Origin of the sequence: Tardiphaga sp., assembly GCF_044340795.1 — a bacterium.
Classification (GTDB): domain Bacteria; phylum Pseudomonadota; class Alphaproteobacteria; order Rhizobiales; family Xanthobacteraceae; genus Tardiphaga.
The window spans coordinates 1-19,072 of sequence record NZ_JBIISY010000113.1; the positions used below are offsets into that span (position 1 = coordinate 1).

17 protein-coding genes are annotated in these 19,072 nt (G+C 63.3%); 10 read left to right on the forward strand and 7 right to left on the reverse strand.

Annotated elements, in window-relative coordinates:
- Positions 1 to 3,520 (forward strand): tetratricopeptide repeat protein (locus ACIQ17_RS18445; RefSeq protein ID WP_398470515.1); only part of this gene is annotated, 3,520 nt, incomplete at its 5' end.
- 13 nt (positions 3,521 to 3,533) lie between these two features.
- Here ACIQ17_RS18445 and fliP read toward each other — a convergent pair.
- The 3 genes from fliP to ACIQ17_RS18460 form a co-directional block, all read right to left on the reverse strand.
- The gene (fliP, locus tag ACIQ17_RS18450; RefSeq protein WP_398470516.1) at positions 3,534 to 4,286 is read right to left on the reverse strand and encodes a flagellar type III secretion system pore protein FliP; all 753 of its coding nucleotides are present in this window, start codon (positions 4,284 to 4,286) and stop codon (positions 3,534 to 3,536) included.
- Entirely contained in the window at positions 4,283 to 5,371 is a 1,089-nt protein-coding gene (locus ACIQ17_RS18455; protein ID WP_398470517.1) for a flagellar biosynthetic protein FliO, read from the reverse strand. The genes fliP and ACIQ17_RS18455 overlap by 4 nt, the downstream gene beginning before the upstream one ends.
- A 105-nt stretch (positions 5,372 to 5,476) precedes the next feature.
- Positions 5,477 to 5,692 carry a hypothetical protein gene (locus ACIQ17_RS18460; RefSeq protein ID WP_398470518.1) on the reverse strand — a complete coding sequence of 72 codons (216 nt, stop codon included), beginning with the start codon at positions 5,690 to 5,692 and terminating at the stop codon, positions 5,477 to 5,479.
- 59 nt (positions 5,693 to 5,751) lie between these two features.
- On the opposite strand from ACIQ17_RS18460, the gene flgB reads away from it, so the two are divergent.
- The 8 genes from flgB to ACIQ17_RS18500 all read left to right on the forward strand — a co-directional run bounded on the left by flgB (position 5,752) and on the right by ACIQ17_RS18500 (position 13,188).
- Positions 5,752 to 6,162 carry a flagellar basal body rod protein FlgB gene (flgB, locus tag ACIQ17_RS18465; RefSeq protein WP_398470519.1) on the forward strand — a complete coding sequence of 137 codons (411 nt, stop codon included), beginning with the start codon at positions 5,752 to 5,754 and terminating at the stop codon, positions 6,160 to 6,162.
- A gap of 25 nt (positions 6,163 to 6,187) precedes the next feature.
- Positions 6,188 to 6,613 (forward strand): flagellar basal body rod protein FlgC, encoded by a 426-nt coding sequence (gene flgC / locus ACIQ17_RS18470; RefSeq protein ID WP_398470520.1) that lies wholly within the window; start codon positions 6,188 to 6,190, stop codon positions 6,611 to 6,613.
- A gap of 14 nt (positions 6,614 to 6,627) precedes the next feature.
- The gene (gene fliE, locus ACIQ17_RS18475; protein ID WP_398470521.1) at positions 6,628 to 6,951 is read left to right on the forward strand and encodes a flagellar hook-basal body complex protein FliE; all 324 of its coding nucleotides are present in this window, start codon (positions 6,628 to 6,630) and stop codon (positions 6,949 to 6,951) included.
- A 132-nt stretch (positions 6,952 to 7,083) separates the two neighbouring features.
- On the forward strand, positions 7,084 to 7,347 hold the full coding sequence (gene fliQ, locus ACIQ17_RS18480) for a flagellar biosynthesis protein FliQ (RefSeq protein ID WP_398470522.1): 264 nt from the start codon (positions 7,084 to 7,086) through the stop codon (positions 7,345 to 7,347).
- A 12-nt stretch (positions 7,348 to 7,359) separates the two neighbouring features.
- A complete protein-coding gene (gene fliR, locus ACIQ17_RS18485; protein ID WP_398470523.1) occupies positions 7,360 to 8,130 on the forward strand; it encodes a flagellar biosynthetic protein FliR in 771 nt (256 codons plus the stop codon).
- Positions 8,131 to 8,140: 10 nt separating this feature from the next.
- Positions 8,141 to 9,217 carry a flagellar biosynthesis protein FlhB gene (gene flhB, locus ACIQ17_RS18490; protein ID WP_398470524.1) on the forward strand — a complete coding sequence of 359 codons (1,077 nt, stop codon included), beginning with the start codon at positions 8,141 to 8,143 and terminating at the stop codon, positions 9,215 to 9,217.
- Positions 9,218 to 9,365: 148 nt separating this feature from the next.
- Complete coding sequence (cckA, locus tag ACIQ17_RS18495; protein WP_398470525.1) at positions 9,366 to 11,930, forward strand: cell cycle histidine kinase CckA; 2,565 nt, start codon at positions 9,366 to 9,368, stop codon at positions 11,928 to 11,930.
- 190 nt (positions 11,931 to 12,120) lie between these two features.
- Positions 12,121 to 13,188, forward strand: a complete 1,068-nt coding sequence (locus ACIQ17_RS18500) for a Tim44-like domain-containing protein (protein ID WP_398470526.1) — start codon at positions 12,121 to 12,123, stop codon at positions 13,186 to 13,188.
- A gap of 104 nt (positions 13,189 to 13,292) precedes the next feature.
- On the opposite strand, the gene ACIQ17_RS18505 is transcribed toward ACIQ17_RS18500, so the two are convergent.
- Positions 13,293 to 15,371: a putative bifunctional diguanylate cyclase/phosphodiesterase gene (locus ACIQ17_RS18505; protein ID WP_398470527.1), complete on the reverse strand. Its 2,079-nt coding sequence runs from the start codon at positions 15,369 to 15,371 to the stop codon at positions 13,293 to 13,295.
- Between the two features lie 215 nt (positions 15,372 to 15,586).
- Here ACIQ17_RS18505 and ACIQ17_RS18510 point away from each other — a divergent pair, with 215 nt between their 5' ends.
- Positions 15,587 to 16,300 (forward strand): glutathione S-transferase, encoded by a 714-nt coding sequence (locus ACIQ17_RS18510; RefSeq protein WP_398470528.1) that lies wholly within the window; start codon positions 15,587 to 15,589, stop codon positions 16,298 to 16,300.
- A gap of 81 nt (positions 16,301 to 16,381) precedes the next feature.
- Here ACIQ17_RS18510 and ACIQ17_RS18515 read toward each other — a convergent pair whose 3' ends face one another.
- From ACIQ17_RS18515 to ACIQ17_RS18525, 3 genes are all read right to left on the reverse strand, one after another.
- Positions 16,382 to 16,546 (reverse strand): hypothetical protein, encoded by a 165-nt coding sequence (locus ACIQ17_RS18515; protein WP_398470529.1) that lies wholly within the window; start codon positions 16,544 to 16,546, stop codon positions 16,382 to 16,384.
- 202 nt (positions 16,547 to 16,748) lie between these two features.
- Complete coding sequence (locus ACIQ17_RS18520; RefSeq protein ID WP_398470530.1) at positions 16,749 to 18,119, reverse strand: diguanylate cyclase domain-containing protein; 1,371 nt, start codon at positions 18,117 to 18,119, stop codon at positions 16,749 to 16,751.
- A gap of 264 nt (positions 18,120 to 18,383) precedes the next feature.
- Positions 18,384 to 18,845 (reverse strand): hypothetical protein, encoded by a 462-nt coding sequence (locus ACIQ17_RS18525; RefSeq protein ID WP_398470531.1) that lies wholly within the window; start codon positions 18,843 to 18,845, stop codon positions 18,384 to 18,386.
- Positions 18,846 to 19,072: the final 227 nt, after the last annotated feature.

Genomic DNA, 19,072 nt, shown 5'->3' on the forward strand with positions numbered 1-19,072 from the left:
CACATCCGGTGGCTACGCGCGGATCGTGCTCAAGCTCGCCGAGGATGTTGAGTCCGAGGTGAGCCAGGCCGGCTCGGTCCTCATCGTCCGCTTCAAGCGCCCGGTCGACGTTCCCGTCGAAATCCTTGGCGATTCTGCACCTGATTATATCGGCTCGGCCCGTCGCGATCCCGATGGCACGGCGCTTCGCCTCGCACTGTCGCGCCGCGTGACGGTCAACTCGATGACCGCAGGGGAGCGGATCTTCATCGATCTTCTGCCTGATGGCTGGAAGGGCGCGCCGCCCGGATTGCCGCAGGAGGTTGTGAAAGAGCTGTCCGACCGCGCCCGCGCAGCCGAACGCGCGCTGCGCCAGCAGCGGGCCGCCGCCGAAGGCCAGAAGAAGCCGCCGATCCGGGTGCGTGCCTCGGTGCAACCGACTTTCGTGCGCTTCGCCTTCGAGACGCCGCCCAATGTCGGTGCGTCCTCGCTGCTCGACGACAAGCGGCTGACCCTGACATTCAACGCCGGGCTCGTTTTCGATCTGGCCGATGCAAAGCTGTCTGCGCCGGCCAATGTCGCTTCGATCGGGCAGGCGACGGACGGCAATCGCACGGCGGTCGAGATTGCGCTGATCGGCGATGTCGACGTGAAATCGTTCCGCGACGAGAAGAACTACGTGGTCGATATCGGCTTCCAGCAGCAGGACAAGCCATCGCCGCTCGCGCAAGTGCCGGCCACGCCGCCCGCGGAGAAGAAGCCGCCGGAAGCAAAGCCGGTCGAAGCTGCTCCTGTGCCTGCGCAGAAGTCGAGCGAGATCCAGCAGCCGACCTCTGAAACGATTGCGCGTGACATCGCGCAGGAGAAGAAGATCGAGGCGCCGGCCGTCGCTCCTGTTGCGACGGTGGATGTGCCCAAGCCCGAGGCGTCGAAGCCCGAGCCCGTGAAGATGGCCGAACCGGCACCAGTTGCTCCGGCGCCCGTCGTGGCTGCAGCACCGGTCAAGGAAATGCTGCCGGCCCCCGCGGCCCTCGTGGCCGCGGCGCCTGCTCCGGCGCAGGCCGCAGCACCCGTCGAGGCCGCTGGCCTGCCTGTCGAGATCAAGCGCAGCAGCGAAGGCGTGCGCATGAATTTTGCGTTCCCGGCGCCGACGCCGGTGGCGCTGTTCCGCCGCGGCGAGATGCTGTGGCTGGTGACCGATTCCACGAAGCCCATCGATGTCGCCGCGATCCGCCGCGACAGCGGTTCGGTGGTCGGCGATGCCGAGGCGATCAAGCTCGACAAGGGGCAGGCGGTGCGTATCCGCCTCAACCGTCCGCAACTCGCCTCGCTATCGACGAATGATGCAAGCAGCGACGGGCGGGCATGGACGCTGACGCTCGCCGATACGCGGCAGACCCAGTCGCAGCCACTGTCGGCGGTGCGCAACATCGCTGATCCCAGCAAGGCCAGCGTGCAGGTGCAACTCGCGCGGCCCGGCGTGAAGCACCGCATCACCGATCCCGATGCGGGCGATATGCTGACCGTCATCACCGCGATGCCGCCGGCGCGTGGTTTCATGCGACGTCAGGACTTTGTCGAGTTCTCGCTGCTGGAGTCGATTCACGGCGTCGTCGTTCAGACGAATTCCGATGAGGTTGCTGTCGATACGACCAGCGACAAGGTCACACTCACGCGGCCGGGCGGACTCACGCTGTCACCGGCAGATGCAGCGCCGCAGCGCGCGTCGACCGTGGCGCGGCCGATCTTCGATGTCGGGCAGTGGCGGATCGACAAGGAAGGTCCGTTCAATCAGCGCCTCGACAAGCTGATCGACGCGGCAGCCACCGCCGATACCGGCTCCATTGCCAGTGCGCGCATGGATCTCGCGAAATTCTACATGGCACGCGGCATGTATCACGAGGCCAAGGGTGTTGCCGATCTCGCCATCTCCGACATGAAGGTGGGTGAGGAAAGCGCAGCCGCGCTGGTGATCCATGCGGTGGCGAGCGCGCTGATCAATCGTCCCGAGCAGACGCTGAAGGACATTGCCCAGCCGGCGCTCGGCCCCGGCTATGACGCCGAATTATGGAAGGCCTTCGCCTTCGCCAAGCAAGGCAAGTGGGTCGAGGCCCGCGAGCGCTTCAAGAATTCGGAATTCACCCTCGCGGCCTTGCCGCCGGATCTGCAGCGCATCGGGCTGATCATGGCGCTGCGCGCCTCGCTCGAAGTGAGGGACTATGCCGGCGCATCGGCGCGCGGCAGCGAGTTGGACGTCGTCGGCATCCCGACAGAGATGAAGCCGTCGGCGACCTTGCTCAGCGGCTGGCTCGACGAGGCGCTTGGGCGCGAGAAGGATGCGCTGTCGAAATATGCCGAGGTGACCGGCTCGATCGATCGTCCGTCGGCGGCGGAAGCCAAGCTGCGCGAAATCGTGCTGCGCCAGAAACGCAACGAGATCAGCGACGAGGATGCGCTGAATGAACTCGAGACCCTCGCGGTGACCTGGCGCGGCGACGGTGTCGAAGTGCGGGCGCTGCAGATCCTCGCGCAGATGTATGGCAGAGCGGGGCGCTATCACGATGCGCTGATGGCCGCGCGCACCGCGACCGAACGTCAGGCCAACAGCGAAGCTGCGCGACAGGTGCAGGATGAAGCGCAGGCGCTGTTCTCCGAAGTCTATCTCTCGCCGAAGGGCGACAAGCTGCCGCCGGTCGATGCGCTGGCGATGTTTTATGAATTTCGCGAGCTGACGCCGATCGGCCGTCGCGGCGACGAGATGATCCGCCGGCTGGCCGATCGCCTGGTGGCAGTGGACCTGCTCGACCAGGCTGCCGAGCTGCTGCAATATCAGGTCGATCACCGTCTCGAAGGCGCTGCGCGATCGCAGGTCGCCGCGCGTCTTGCCACCGTCTATCTGATGGCGCGCAAGCCCGATCGCGCCATCGCCGCGATGCGCACCACGCGCATCAATGATCTCTCCGGTGAGCTGCGCCAGCAGCGCCTGCTGCTCGAGGCGCGCGCACAGAGCGATATCGGGCGCCGCGATCTCGCGCTCGATATCATAGCCAATGTCGCTGGCCGCGAGGCCATCCGGTTGCGGTCCGACATCTACTGGTCATCGCGGCGCTGGCGCGAGGCGGCCGAGCAGATCGAGCTCTATTACGGCGACCGCTGGACCGACTTCACGCCACTGACGACGAGTGAGAAGAGCGATGTCATTCGTGCCGTGGTCGGCTATGCGCTGGCTGAAGATGCGCTCGGCCTCGCGCGCTTCCGCGAGAAATTCGCGCCGCTGATGAGCTCCGGCTCCGACAAGATCGCGTTCGATACGGCGAGCAAGCCGGCGACCGGCAACAGCTCGGAATTCGCGGCCATCGCCAAGATGGCGGCCTCCGTCGATACGCTCGATGGCTTCCTGCGCGAGATGAAGCAGCGCTTCCCCGAAAGCAGTGCCAAGGCGACCGTACCCGGCGTCGCCGACATGGCACCGACCGGCTCGCTGCCATCGATGCCGACGCGGCCGGTGGTTAAGGTGCGCAAGATCGAGATGGGGCGGTAGGGGAGGAGCCTCGCTACTGCCCGTAACTCTGCACCAGACTGCCAGCGACCAGCGACCAGCCATCCACCAGCACGAAGAAGATCAGCTTGAACGGCAGGGACACCACCGCCGGCGGCAGCATCATCATGCCCATCGCCATCAGCACCGACGCGACAACGAGGTCGATGATCAGGAAGGGCAGGAACAGCAGGAAGCCGATCTCGAAGGCGCGTTTCAGCTCCGAGATCATGAACGCCGGGACGAGGATGCGCAGCGACAGCTCTTCAGGCGTCGCCGGTGGCGGCTCGCGGGAGAGGTCCATGAACAGCTTCACGTCCTTCTCGCGGACATTCTTCTGCATGAAGGTGCGCAGCGGCCCCGACGCGCGCACCAACGCTTCCTCGACGGTGATGTCATTGGCGATCAGCGGCTTGATGCCGTCGTCATAGGACTTCTGCAGCACCGGTCCCATCACGAAGGCGGTGAGGAACATCGCCAGCGCCACGATCACCGTGTTCGGTGGCGCGGTCGCGGTGCCCAGCGCGGTGCGCAGCAATGACAGCACGACCACGATGCGCGTGAACGACGTCATCATGATCAGGATCGACGGCGCGATCGACAGCACCGTCAGCAGCGCAATCATCTGCACCGCGCGCTCGGTGACGCCACCGCCACCGCCGCCCAGATTGATGCTGATATCCTGCGCCATCGCCGGGCTCACAAGGAGCCCGGCGGCGATCAGAACGGAGGTGAAAAATACTCTACGCGGAAGGTTGGCCGGTCTCACGAAGACGACTTCGGCCGTCCCAGCAGGGACGCCATTTCGTCTTCGAGATTCTCGAAACCCGACTTGGTCGGCGGCGTGACCGCCGGCGCCTCGGTGCGGCTCGCACTCGCGATCGAGATTTCCGGCGCACGGGGGCGCGCGGCGGCCGGCGCATCGGGGGCGACCGATGGCGCGCCGATGCGAGGTTCCGGGGCTTCCGGGCGGGCCGGCTCGGCCGACGGGCGGCGCAGCGCGGCTTCGAGCCGCTGGGCCATGTCGGCGAGATTCTGGTCGGCGGCTGAAATCGCAGCCGGTGTCGAGGGCGTCGTTGAAGCGACTGCCGGAGCGGCGGCAGGCGGCACCACGGCGGGCGCTTCCGGCTTGGCAGCGGCGGCAGGGATCGGCGCAGCCGAGATATTGGCGCGCTCGAGCGGACGAGTCGGCGGCATCGTGCGGATCGGCGGATCGGCGCGCATCGGGCGCGGCATCATCGGCTCGCTGCGCGGCATTTCGGAGCGCAGGCTATCCGGACGGGCGGCACGGAGTGGCGCGGGGTCGCGCACCGGCGCGAGAGTGGGGGCAGGCTCCGGGCGTGCCGGCGGTTCGGGCGTGACGGCAGTGATGGTCGGTTCCGGACGGCGCTCCGGCAGCACAGCAGCGGGGCGGCGGGGCTCTTCGCTGAAGGACGGGCGGGCAGGGCGGGCCGGCGGCACCGGCTCTGGCGCGATGTCCGGTTCGGGGAGCTCGACGGGCTCCGGCGGCGTCCAGCTCGGGGTGTCGGCGAAAGACGGACTGCGCGAGGTTTCGCGCTGGGGCGCCGGGTCGCGCTCGCGGCCGGACGCCGCACGCACGATGTTGGGTTCGACCACGATGTCGGAGGGGCCGCCGATCATGATGAGATGTTCAACATTGTCGCGGCGGACCAGAACGAGGCGACGGCGGCCATCGACGGCAGCGGCATCGATCACGGCGAGGCGCGGCATCCGGCCACGGGCGGAATTGGCCCCAAGTCGATTGCCGCCGAACCGGCGCACCAGCCAAGCCGCGAGGCCGATCAGTGCCAGCACGAAGACGAAGGCAAGAATGAAAGTGACCGGTTGTTGCATCCCAAAATCCCCAGACAAACGGCCGCTGGTTCCACTCACGCGTCCGATGCCTGTCGATTCTCCAATCGATCAAGACCGGACAACGCGGAAATCGCGCCCCGTCTGTTAACGCCCCCGGCAGAAACTGCCGATGGTTAATAATAAACTATGAATCGCCGCAGCCAAAACGACTTCTAGCCGCCCCGTCGCCTGGCTAAGCTTTGTGGTTAATCGGGCAATTCGGGCGAAAAAGCGATGCGAAGCGTAATAATCCCGCATTTTCAGGGATTGCTTCACGTTTCGGTAACCATCTGCGCCAGAAGTTAACTGCTTGTTAACCATGCAACCGGCAAATTCTGCCTAGCTTCGGGCAAGGTGTCCGGGCGCAGCGGAGACGTCCGATGGCGATCAGCGACATGCCGATGTTGTCGGTGTTGCGCACCAAGATGCAGTGGCATCAGGAACGGCAGCGTGTGCTGGCGGAGAATGTCGCCAATTCCGACACGCCCAGGTTCCGGCCGCGCGATCTGGTAGAGCCGAAATTCGACAAAGCCGGTGGACCTGCTGCCGGCGGCGCCATGGGGACGCTGCCCATGATGCGCGCCCAGGGCGTCAATCTCACGCCGTCGGGCGCCGTGGCCACCTTCGATCAGAACGGCCGTGTCGGCTACGAGACACGCCCGGCAGGCAATGCGGTCAATCTGGAAGACGAGATGCTGAAGGTGTCCGCCAACCAGATGGATTTTGCTGCGGCCAGCTCGCTCTACAGCCGCAGTCTCGGTCTCCTGAAGACCGCCATCGGCAAGCGTTGAGCCTTGAAGCTGAGGGGATAGGCACATGAGCGACAACAGCAGTGACTTCGCCAGATCGATGGGAATCGCGACCTCGGGCCTGCGTGCTCAGGCCGGTCGCATGCGCATCATCTCGGAAAACATCGCCAATGCGCAGTCCACCGCGCAGACGCCGGGCGGCGATCCCTATCGCCGCAAGGTGCCGACCTTCACGTCTGAGCTCGATCGGACCCTGGATGCGCGCACCGTCGGCCTGGGCCGCGTCCGCCCCGATATGTCGACCTTTCCGACGCGCTACGAGCCCGGCAATCCCGGCGCTGACGCAGCCGGCAACGTCAAGGTGCCGAACGTCAATTCACTGGTCGAGATGAGCGACATGAAGGAGGCGCAGCGCTCCTATGAAGCCAATCTCAACATCATCAGCGCCACCCGCCGGATGATCCAGCGCACCCTCGATATCCTCAAGGCCTGAACAGGACACTCACCATGGCAGCCCCGAACGTCGCCGCGAACGCCTATGCAAGCCTTGCCCGTATCATGGACAGCGCGGGTGGTGTCGGTGGTCTCAACAAGAGTGCGGAAGGCGGCGTCGGTCCGTCCTTCGGCGCCGTGCTCAAGGAAGCGCTTGGCAGCGTGCTGGACGCAGGCCGCAAGTCGGACGCGCAGACCGTCGCCATGGCGAATGGCAAGGCGAATGTCATGGATGTCGTCACCGCGGTGGCCGAGACCGACGTTGCCGTCTCGACGCTGGTGTCGGTGCGTGACCGTGTCATCCAGTCCTACGAAGACATTCTGAAGATGCAGATCTAGTCGCGGCGCGCTGCCCCCTCAGCGTCATTGCGAGCGGAGCGAAGCAATCCAGTTCTTTCTTTCTGGCTCTGGATTGCTTCGTCGCCTCGCTCGTCGCAATGACGGCGTGTAACACGAATTAGGAACCGCCCTATGACCGGCCCCGAAACTCTCGACGTCGCCCGTGATGCGATCTGGACCATCGTGCTGGTTTCCGGGCCTCTGATGGTGGTCGGTCTCCTCGTTGGTGTCGTGATCTCGCTGGTGCAGGCCCTGACCCAGGTGCAGGAGCAGTCGCTGGTCTTCGTTCCGAAGATCCTTGCGGTCTTTGCCACCATGGTGCTGACGCTGCCTTTCATGGGAGACGTGCTGTCGGGCTACATGATGCGGATATCGTCGCGAATCATCGGGGGGTGATACACAGCCCTCATGCGCATCGACGTCTCGCTCCTGCCGGCTCTCGCCGCCGCCTTCATGCTGGTGTTCGCCCGCATCGGCGCGATGGTGATGCTGCTGCCCGGATTCGGCGAGAGCAACATCCCGATGCGCATCAAGCTGTCGATCGCTCTGGCGCTGACGCTGATCCTGCTGCCGGCGCATCGCCCCGCCTATAATGTCGACATGACCTCGATGGCGCCGATGCTGGTGCTGCTGCTGCGCGAGATCGTCATCGGCATCGTGCTCGGTGCCACAGCACGGGTGACGATTTCGGCGCTGTCGGTGGCCGGCTCGGTCATCGCTCAGCAGCTTGGCCTCGGTTTCGTCACTTCGGTGGATCCGACCCAGGGCCAACAGGGCGTCCTGATCGGCAATTTTCTCAATCTGCTCGGCATGACGCTGATCTTCACCACGGACACGCATCATCTTGTGATCGCCGCGCTCAACGACAGCTACAAGATTTTTTCGCCGGGAGAGATCCTGCCGACCGGCGATGTCGCGAAGCTCGCGACGGATGCCTTCACGACCGCCTTCAAGGTCGGCATCCAGCTGGCGGCGCCGTTCCTGGTCTTCGGCCTTGTCTTCAATATGGGGCTCGGCGTGCTGGCGCGCCTGATGCCGCAGATGCAGGTCTATTTCGTCGGTGTGCCGCTCTCGATCATGATCGGCTTCCTGATCTTTGCGCTGGTGCTGTCGGCGATGATGGGCACCTACATGGATTACTTCGCTGGTGTGATGCACCAGATGATGCCGCGGACATAGGAGGGCGCCTGTGTCCGAGGACAGCGAGAACGAGAAAACACACGATCCCACACAGAAGAAGCTCGACGACGCCCACCAACGCGGCAATGTCGCCAAGAGCCAGGAGGTCAATACCTGGTTCCTGCTGGCCGGCGGCACGCTCGTGCTGTCGTCATTTCACGGATCGATCGGCACCGGCCTTCTGACGCCGATGAAGAACCTGCTGCAGAATTCGTGGATGATGCGCACCGATGGGCCGGGGCTCATCGAACTGACAAAAGAACTCTGTTTTTCGCTGCTGTCCACGCTGGGGCTGCCGTTTCTGTTTCTCATCATGGCGGTGCTCGCCGGCAATCTGATGCAGCACCGGCTGGTGTTCTCGACCGAAGGTCTGACGCCAAAATTCAGCAAGCTTTCGCCGATGGAAGGTGCCAAGCGCCTGTTCGGCAAGCAGGCGCTGGCGAACTTCCTCAAGGGCCTGTTCAAGCTCGTCGTCGTCGGCACGGTGATGTGCCTGGTACTGTGGCCCGAGCGCTTTCGTCTCGATTCCATGGTGCGCATCGATCCGAGCGCGATCCTCGGCATTTCGATGAGCCTGACGCTGAAGTTGCTCGGCGCCGTTCTCGCATTGCTGGCCTTCGTCGCGGTGGCCGACTTCTTCTTTCAGTACCGGACATGGTTCGAGAAACTGAAGATGTCGCTGCAGGAGGTGAAGGAGGAGTTCAAGCAGTCCGAAGGCGACCCGCATATCAAGGGCAAGATCAAGCAGCTGCGCCAGCAGAACATGAAAAAGCGCATGATGTCTGCCGTGCCGCAGGCGTCGGTGATCATCACCAACCCGACCCACTATTCGGTGGCGCTGAAATATGAGCGCGGCATGCAGGCGCCGATCTGCGTTGCCAAGGGCATGGACGCGATCGCGTTGAAGATCAGGGAAGTCGCCGGCAAACACGACATCCCGATCGTCGAGAATGTCCCACTGGCGCGGGCGCTCTATGCGACCGTGGAGATCGATCAGGAAATCCCGTCCGACCACTATCAGGCAGTGGCCGAAGTGATCGGTTACGTCATGGGCCTCAAGCGCGGCCTGTCCGGGCGCCCGGCATGATGCCCGGAGAAGATTGGAACATGGTGCAAATCGGCCGATTGGACGCAAAAGAGCGGTGGAACCGCTTGCGCGGCCCCGGCGGGTTGGGGCACTCAGGAGGCGCGCGCGAGCGCGCTGCAACCACGATAGATAGGCGACACCCCGTCCGATGAGTGCCGAGACCGACCACGATGGCCAGATCTCGCTGGCGGAGACCAAGGCCTCCCAGGAGCCCGTGCGCCGCAGCGGCAGCATCATCCTTGTCCTGCTGATCGCGGCAGCGATCGTCGCCTGCGCCGTTGCCTTCATGACGCTGGGCCGTGCCCAGGCGCAGCCTTACATTCTCGCCTTGCTGGCGCTGCTGGCGATGGTCGGCCTGTTCATGCTGTTCGCATTTGCCGCCGGTATCATGCGTTTCGGCGATCGTACGGCCGAAGATCCGATCATGCGCGCGGTCACTAATGGTGCCTTCGATGGTATCGCGGTCACCGATGCCCATGGCCACGTGGTTTATGCGAATGCCGCCTATCTCACCCTGACCGGCGCAGCTTCAGTGCAGGAGGCGCGGCCTGTCGAGCGCGTCTTCATCGGCAATCCCGATGTGTCCGAAGCAGTGTTCCGGCTGCTCAAGGCGGCGCGCGAGGGCAAGCGCCAGCAGGAAGAAGTGCGTGTCACAGTTGCCGATGGCTCCCATGGCCGCTGGCTGCGCATGCGTGTGCGCCCGCTCGGCACCGGCAAGCGCGAGGCGAAATCCACCGTGTGGTCGGTGGCCGACATCTCGCGCGACCGCCAGCGACAGGAGGACGTGTTCCAGGAGCTGCAGCATGCGATCGAATATCTCGATCACGCGCCGTGCGGTTTCTTCTCCGTCAATCCGAAGGGCGAGCTTGTCTATGTCAACGCGACGCTCGCGAACCTGCTCGATCACGATCTCGCCGAGATCGGTTCCGGTGGCCTGAAGTTGTCGGACATCGTGTCCGGCGATGGCGCCTCGCTGCTGACCTCCATCGTGCCGATCCCCGGTGAAGTGAAAACCGAGGTCTTCGACATCGATCTCAAACAGCGCGGCGGCAAGGCCGTGCCGGTGCGTCTCTATCACAAGCTCGCTTTTGGCGCCGACGGCGTCCCGGGCGCGTCGCGCACGCTGGTGATCAGCCGCGCCCGCGACGAGCGCTCCGATCCGCAGCGGGCGGCCGAAGTGCGCTTCATGCGCTTCTTCGATCACACGCCGATGGCCATTGCGACCGTCGATCTCGGCGGCGCCGTGGTGCGCGGCAATGCGCGCTTTGCCAAGCTGGCGCAGACGCTGAGCGACAATGGCAATGTCAACAAGTCCATCCTCGCCGCGTTGAACGAACGCGACCGCGCGCAGCTGCTCGCGCCCATCGGTCAGGCCGCACAGGGACAGGGCGATATCGCACCGGTGGAATTGCAGCTCGCCGGCGCCAAGGAGCGTTGGGGGCAGTTCTTCGTCACCGCCGTGCAGGAAGAAGAACGCGAAACCGAAGCCGCCATCGTCTATATGCTGGAGACCACCGAGCGCCGCGCGCTGGAGAACCAGGTCAACCAGGCGCAGAAGATGGACACCATCGGCCAGCTGGCCGGCGGCATCGCGCATGACTTCAACAACGTGCTCTCGGCCATCATGATGGCCAATGACTTCCTGCTGAACGCGCACAAGCCGACCGATCCGTCGTTCCAGGACATCATGCAGATCAAGCAGAACGCGACGCGCGCGGCGACACTCGTGCGCCAGCTGCTCGCCTTCTCGCGCCGCCAGACGCTGCGTCCGACCGTGCTCAATCTCGGCGATGCGCTGTCGGACATCGATCTGCTGTTGAAGCGTTTGATCGGCGAGAAAGTGAAGCTCGAAGTGATTCACGGCCGCGATCTGTGGCCGGTGAAGGTGGACATTTCGCAGTTCGAGCAGGTGATCGTAAATCTCACGGTCAATGCCCGCGACGCGATGCCCGATGGCGGTTCGCTGACAGTACGCACCGGCAATATCTCGACCGAACAAGCCGAGAGGCTCGCTTACAAGGGCATGCCGGCGGCCGACTATGTGGAGATCGCGGTCACCGATACCGGCACCGGTATTCCCGCCGAGATCGTCGAGAAGATTTTCGAGCCGTTCTTCTCGACCAAGGATGTCGGCAAGGGCACCGGTCTCGGCCTCTCCACCGTGTACGGCATCGTCAAGCAGACCGGCGGCTTCGTCTATGTGGACTCGAAGGAAGGGCAGGGCACCACCTTCCGCATCTTCTTGCCGCGCCATCACCAGGACAAGGAAGCAGCGCCCGATCCGGCCATCGCGGCTGCTATCGCCGCGAAGGAAGCAGCCAAGCCGAAGGCTGACCTTACCGGGCAGGGCACGATCCTGCTGGTGGAGGACGAGGAAGGGCTGCGCAGCCTCAATGCCCGCGGCCTGCGTTCTCGGGGTTATACGGTGGTCGAGGCTTCCAACGGCGTGGAAGCGCTGGAAATGTTCGAGGAGCAAGGCGGCGCCATCGACCTCGTCGTATCCGACGTGGTGATGCCCGAAATGGACGGTCCGACGTTGCTCAAGGAAATGCGCGCGCGCAATGCGGAGCTGAAAATCATCTTCGTGTCCGGCTATGCCGAAGAAGCGTTCGAGAAGAGCCTGCCGGAGAATCAGCAGTTTGCGTTCCTGCCGAAACCTTTCGCGCTCAGTGCGCTGATCGAGAAGGTGAAGGAAACGATGGCGCCGGACTGATGTCCGGCATCGTCGTCTGTTCCGTTGCGACGCAGTATAAGTCGTTGAATTTCCAGCGTTCCACGCTTTAGAACAGCCCTAAACCCGCGACCGAGGGCCGCAGCCATGCGGCGTGAAGCGCGCTTCCTTTTTCCTGCGGCATCGCCATCTTAGGGGCGATTTCCCCCTGCCGGGGATTGAGGGAAAAGATATGACTTTCACGTTCAGCATGCGCGGCGCGATCAAGACGCTCGCCGTTGTCCTGTCGCTGGCGATGCCGCTCGCGATGGCCGTCTCCACGGCTGTCGATGCGCGTCCGGGCGGCAAGGGCGGCAGCATGGGTTCGCGCGGCTCCAAGACCTTCGCGCCCACGCCGGGCACCGCCACTGCGCCGAATGCGGCGCAGCCGATGAACCGCACCATGCAGCAGCCGGGCGCGCCCGGCATGGCCGGCCCTGCCGCTGCAGGTGCTGCCGCCAAGGGTGGCTTCTTCAACCGTCCGGGCATGGGCATGCTTGGTGGCCTCGCCGCCGGCTTCCTCGGCGCCGGTCTGCTCGGCATGCTGTTCGGCGGCGGCTTCCTCAGCGGCCTCGGCAGCATGATGTCGATCATTGGCCTGCTGGTTCAGGTGGCGCTGATCGTCATCGTCGTCCGCCTGGCCATGAAGTGGTGGCAGCGCCGCAACCAGGGCCAGACCGCGTCGGCCTATGCCGGTCCGTCGGGCTCGCAGCAGTATGGCGCCGGCAACGGCCCGGATGCGAACCAGACCGCGCAGACCAACCACGCCTATGGCGCGCAGCCCCAGGAAGCTCCGCAGGCTGCCCCGCGCAGCGCGCTCGGCGGCTTCGGTTTCGGTGCCTCGCGTCAGGACGAGCGTCCGGTCGAAATCGGCCCGAAGGACTATGAGGACTTCGAGCGCCTGCTCGGTGAAGTCCAGGCCGCCTGGTCGAACGAGGACACCGATGCGCTCGGCAAGCTGGCGACGCCGGAAATGACCTCGTATTTCGCGAAGGATCTCGCGGAGAACAAGGCTGCCAACGACATCAACAAGGTGTCGGACGTGAAGCTCCTGCAGGGTGACCTCGCGGAAGCCTGGCGCGAAGGCAACGACGAATATGCCAGCGTGGCGATGCGCTTCTCGCTGGTCGACAAGACCCTGGAGCGTGGCACCAATCGCCTCGTTGCCGGTAGCGAAACCCCGACCGAAGCCACCGAAGTGTGGACCTTCATCCGCACCAATGGCGGCAACTGGGAAGTGTCGGCGATCCAGCAGGCGTAACGCCCGCTCAATCCGAATAATGCAAGCGCCGCGGGGCAACCCGCGGCGCTTTTGTTTTGGAAGCAGCAAGGACGATGATGTGGTTGGCGGTCGGACTTTGCAGCCTATGCAGCCGCAATCGACCTCATTTCGATGTCGGCAGGGTTTCGGGCTTCCGCCTGCGCCATAGCCGTTGCCATGGTGATTGTTTCCGGGATCTGCGCCATCGGCACCGGACGGGCGAATAGGTAACCCTGGCCCTTGTCGCAGCCTTCGCCGAGCAGGAAATGCCATTGCACCGAGGTTTCGATGCCTTCGGCGAGCACCGGGATTTTCAAACTGTGCCCGAGCGCAAGTACCGTGCGGACAATGGCGCAGGCGGTGGCGTCGTCGGGAATGCGGCGGACGAAAGACTGGTCGAGCTTGATCTTGTCGAACGGGAATGCGTGCAACGTGCCGAGCGACGAATAACCGGTGCCGAAATCATCCATGGCGACCGAGATGCCCATCGCCTTGAGCTTGCGGAGGATGTGCAGCCCGCGAACCTGATCCGACATCAGGGTGGATTCCGTCACCTCGATTTCGAGGCGGCGCGGCGACAGGCCGGTTTCCAGCAGAATGGCATGGATCGTTTCGGCGAGATCGGCGCGACCGAATTGCACAGGCGACAGATTGACGGCGATCGTGCCGGGCAGACGTCCCTCTGCGGCATCGCGGCACGCCGTGCGCAGCGCCCATTCGCCCATATCGAGAATGGCGCCGCTCTCTTCGGCGAGCGGGATGAAATCAGCTGGTGAAATGCGCCCGAGCTTCGGATGATTCCAGCGCATCAGCGCCTCGGAGCCGCAGATGGCGCCATCGGAGAGTGTGGTCTGCAATTGATAGTGCAGTTCGAGTTCGCCATTGGCGGTGGCGGTCTGTATATCGCGCATGAGCGCACGGCGGGCGCGGGCGGCATCGCCCATTTCGCGATGATAGGCGCAGATGGCGCCGCGTTGCTTCGCTTTGCCGGCATCCATCGCCAGCTTGGCATTGCCCAGCAGATGATCGCGCTCGGGCGTATCGGTGGGGAATATCGAATAGCCAATCGCTGTCGTGAGTGCGATCCTCTGGTCGTGGATCAGGAAAGGGGCGGCAAGAGCGGCCGCGATGCGCTCTGCGAAGCGCTGCGCGTCTGCCGGCTGGCCGCCGGACATCTGCAGAGCCAGAAACTCGTCGCCACTCTGCCGAGCCAGGAATTCGTCGGTGCCGATCACTTGACGCATCCGCGTTGCCGCCTCGATCAGCAGCAGATCGCCGGCGCTGTGGCCATAGAGATCGTTGATGTCCTTGAAGCCGTCGATATTGATCGTCAGCGCCGCCAGTCTATGCCCGCGTTCGTGGGATTCCGAGGCCCAGAAAGCGAGACGCTCGTTGAAGGCGATGCGGTTGGGCAGGCCGGTCATGCTGTCGTTGAACGACAGCTGATGAATGCGCTCGGCGGACTCCGTCCGGGTGCGAAGATCAATCACATATGAGGAAAAGCCGCTGCCCATCACCAACAGCACTGCGAGCACGACCCCGGCGCCGAGCATTTTCGCCGGTACCAGCTCCGGTGCCATGGCCATCGATGGTTCGGCGACGACATTCGAAGACACCGTCAAGGCGTAATGCATGGTGCAGATCATGAAGGCCAGCACGATCGCCGCGCCATGCCGGCACCAGCGCGTGACCGGACGGTTGGCGCGATTGACCGACAATGCGGACAGGCCGAGGCCAAGCACCAGGATCAGGCCGATCCCGTAACCGCTCCATTGCGTGGTGCCGCTGAAATGCCAGGCATCGACGCCGATATAGTGCATCAGCAGAATGCCAACGCCCATGATGCTGCCACCGACCTCAGGCGCCAGCGTGAAATGCCGGCTGCCGATCTCGAAGCCGACCAGACAGGACAAGATCGAGATCGCGAGGGTCACCGCCACCGGAACGAGATCAAAGCCGCTATTGAGCTGCGGATCGAGCGCGAGGATCGAAATATAGGTCGACGCCCACAGTGCAGCACCGGTGCCGACCGACGCCATGAACAGCCATCCCAGCCGCGTCGATCCCTGTGTCGCACGAGCGCGGGCAAAGTGGCGCATGCCGACCCAGGTGCCGAACAGGCAGATCGATCCCGCGAGCAGAACGAGGATGTGATGGATGGCGAAAATGATCTGATCCGGCATGAAATGCTCTCCTGCGTATCATGCTACGCAGGAGAGTCTTTATCGGTTGTGTGCCGGTTCTTTTATCCGCCTGGATTGGTCGGGCTTCACCGAAGAGGGTTGAAGCCGGGTTATCAGTTTCACTCGCCGGGGGTGGGCGACGTTGGGCTACCGCGCAGAACGAATTGGTCGGTAATCCGTTAACCCAGCTCAAGAACGCGAGAAGAGGTTCCGGCATGCGCTATGAGCTCTATTACTGGCCGATGATCCAGGGCCGCGGTGAATATGTGCGGCTTGCGCTGGAGGAGGCGGGCGCAAACTATGTGGACGTCGTCCGCGGCAAGGCCGGCATGGGCGCGATGACGAAGATGCTGGAGGCGAAAAAAGGGCTTCCGCCGTTCGCGCCGCCATTCCTCAAGGCCGGCGCGATGGTGATCGGCCAGACCGCTAACATCCTGTTCTATCTCGGCGCCCGCCATGGTCTCGCACCCAAGACAGAAGCTGCGCGGCTGAAGCTCAACGATCTGCAACTCACCATCGCCGACTTCGTGATGGAAGTGCATGACACCCACCATCCGATCGGTGTGTCGCTTTACTACGAGGATCAGAAGGGAGCGGCGAAGCTGCGCACCAGGGAGTTCTGGAACGAGCGCGTACCCAAATTTCTCGGCTATTTCGAGAAGCTGCTGAAAGCGAGCGACGGCGCCTATATCACCGGGCGCAAGATGACCTATGTCGATCTCTCGCTGTTCCAGATCGTCGAAGGCCTGCGCTATGCCTTCCCGAAACGGATGAAGAAATTCGAGCGCGAGATTCCAGGGTTGATCGGCCTACACGATCGCGTCGCCGGGCGGCCGAATATTGAAGCCTATCTCGCCAGCGATCGCCGCATTCCGTTCAACGAGCAGGGAATCTTCCGACGCTACAAAGCACTCGACAAGGGAATGTAGGGTGGACAAAGCGAAGCGCGGCCACCGTCGAGTCCGTGCATATCAGGATGCGCACGCTTCGCTTGCCCACCTACAATCGGATCACACATATTGATCGATCCGCGTGCCTTGGCCCGGCGGAAGCGGCGGGCGCGGAGGCGGCGGCGGATTGCGCTCGTCGGCGTCCTGCTTCCTGATATTGGCCGAGCGCGGCTCGATCGGCTGGACAGGGGTGGCTGGTGGGGTCGAGATGCTCGAAATACTCATCTGAATTCCATCCTGACGAAACGATCCGGCTATTATCGGTAATGGCCGGCAACGAAGGTTGAAACGATCCGTACAATTTGCAGCAATCGCGTGCAGCCCGCCGTGTTGATAAATAATGTCCCAACCGCTTCGCTCGATTTCACGATAAATGCCGCGATCTGACGAAGGTCGAAGTGAGTGTCGGATCGGGTCCGGACAGTGTTCAGGATGCCGACGATAAGGGCGTGCGCTGTCGTGTGGTCGGGACCGCGCCGAGGTCGGCCATGTCGTGCGGAGCCAGGCTGGCGCCGCCGACGAGTGGAAGCTCCTGTTCGGGAGTCTCGTTCTCGACAGAGTAGACACGGAATTGCCCGCGTCCTGCGCCCTTGGCTTTGTACAAGGCGAGATCGGCCTGTCGCATGATTTCGCTCGCAGTCGTGCCGCCGGTGGCGATTCCGATACTGGCCCCGGGGCGAACAAGCGAGCCTTGCCAGTCGAACGGGATCATCACCTCGGTGATGATGTCTTGCGCTGTCGCTTCGATGGCTTCCTGTGTGTGACCTGCCTCGAATACGACCGCGAATTCGTCACCGCCCAGGCGCGCAAGGCCAAGCGCGTGCTGCGCCTTGCGCATCAGCCGGCTGGCCACTGTCACGAGGCAGGCGTCGCCGGCCGCGTGACCATAGGTATCGTTGATCTGCTTGAAGCCGTCGAGGTCTATCAGCAGAAGCGCGGGGCGTTTTCCTGTGCTCGCGCTTGCCAGTGCTTCTTCGATCAGGCCGTCGAAGCCCGTACGGTTGTAGAGATGGGTGAGTGGGTCATGCTGCGACATATAGCGGACGCGTTGATGATCCAGCACCGCTTCAGTCTGATCGATCGCGAATTTGACGATCTTCTTTACGCCACCATTCTCATCTCGCACGGGATTGTAGCTGGCGAGCATCCAGATGGTTTGCCCGGATGCGCCGATCCGTTCGCACAGCAGGGAGGCGGACGATCCACTGCGCAGGCTGTCCCAGAACATGCGATAATCCGGCGTTGCTGTCATGTGCGGCGGACACAGCCGTGAATGAGGTGTGCCCTTCAACTCGCTGATCGAATAGCCCGTCAGATTCTGATAGTTGCGGTTCGCATAAAGGATGTTGCCGTCGCAATCGAACTCGACCACCGCCTGTGAAGCCCGGATGGCCGCGATCTGCCCGGCAAAATCCGCGTCGCGGCGCTTCTTCCAGGTAACATTGGAAGCGACCTTGAGGACGCGCTCGGTTTTGCCGTTCGCATCGCGTACCGGGGAATAGCTGCCATGGATCCAGCATATCTCGCCGGATTTCTTGACGCGCCTGAACTCGCCCGAAATCGTTTCGCCGCGCGCCAGCCGCTCCCAATGAAACCGGTAGGCCGCCATCTTGGTGTCGCGCCGCGGCACAAACATCGCATGGCTTCGCCCGATCAATTCGGCCTCGGAATAGCCCATCAGATCCTGGAAGAGCGCGTTCGCCCTGATAATCGTTCCATCGATCCCGAATTCGATGATCGCGTATGAGGCTTCCAATGCGTCCAGCTTCCGCTGGTTCAAATCTTCATGCTCAAACATTTTACGCCGTCAAAAAAATGGATTGTTTTATTGTCGAAGAATGCAACGGAAGCTTTCTGACTCACACCTGTTGCAAAGCCATGAGCAGGAAACGAACAATGCAATCTATTTTGCCGCGCGTGATCGAATTGCCTGTAATTGCAGGGACGCGCGATCATCTGCGACAGGTCGTCGCGTTTCTCTATCATTCAATCGAATGACAATTATTGCATGGTTCTAGAGCGTTTATCGCCTTCCGGGAGCTAACTTTCGCGCGACAGCGGATTACTCGTCTCGCCCGCGTGACATCGAAATCGCGGCGCTGGTCTTGTCGCGCGTGCAGCGAAAATCCAGCCGGCGGAAACGCATCTTGATGTCGTTACCGCGCAGCAGCCCCATCCGGCTCAGGCAGCGCTGCGAGCCGCGCAGCGTGTCCTGCTTCGGAATGGTGAAGACGACCGCACCTGCGCTGGCGACGAGTTCGGTGAAAGCCGGCGCGGGTTTTCGCGTCGGCGATTGCGCGAACAACTCATTGGTCACCGAGCGGCTGGTGCAGCCGAGCCGCAGCTGCTTCGCGGCGGGATGAGAGAGATAGATCACATTGGCCGTGGTCCGTCCGATACCCAGCCCGTCGATCTGGTTCTTGAGCTGCCTGGCCAGATCGTCACAGCGATCGGCATGCGCCGGTCCAGTGGCCGATGTTAGCGCCAGAACCGCCGCAGAGAGCATCCCGCATCTGAAATTCATGATCATTCCCCCCGCGAGATTGAAGCCTGCACTGGCGCCGTGCGCAAGGTCCGGGAACGGGTGGGCCCCGCCCGACGTTAGGGGGCAGGGACCGGGCATGCGCGTCTGGTGGGGTCGGGGCTGGAATGAAGCGCAATATCGGTTGGATCGCGAGGGACATCGGCAGCCAGCTCTGGTTCACCGTCGCCCTCTACAGTCTCCTCGGCGTCGTCGCAGCCCTGGGGGCA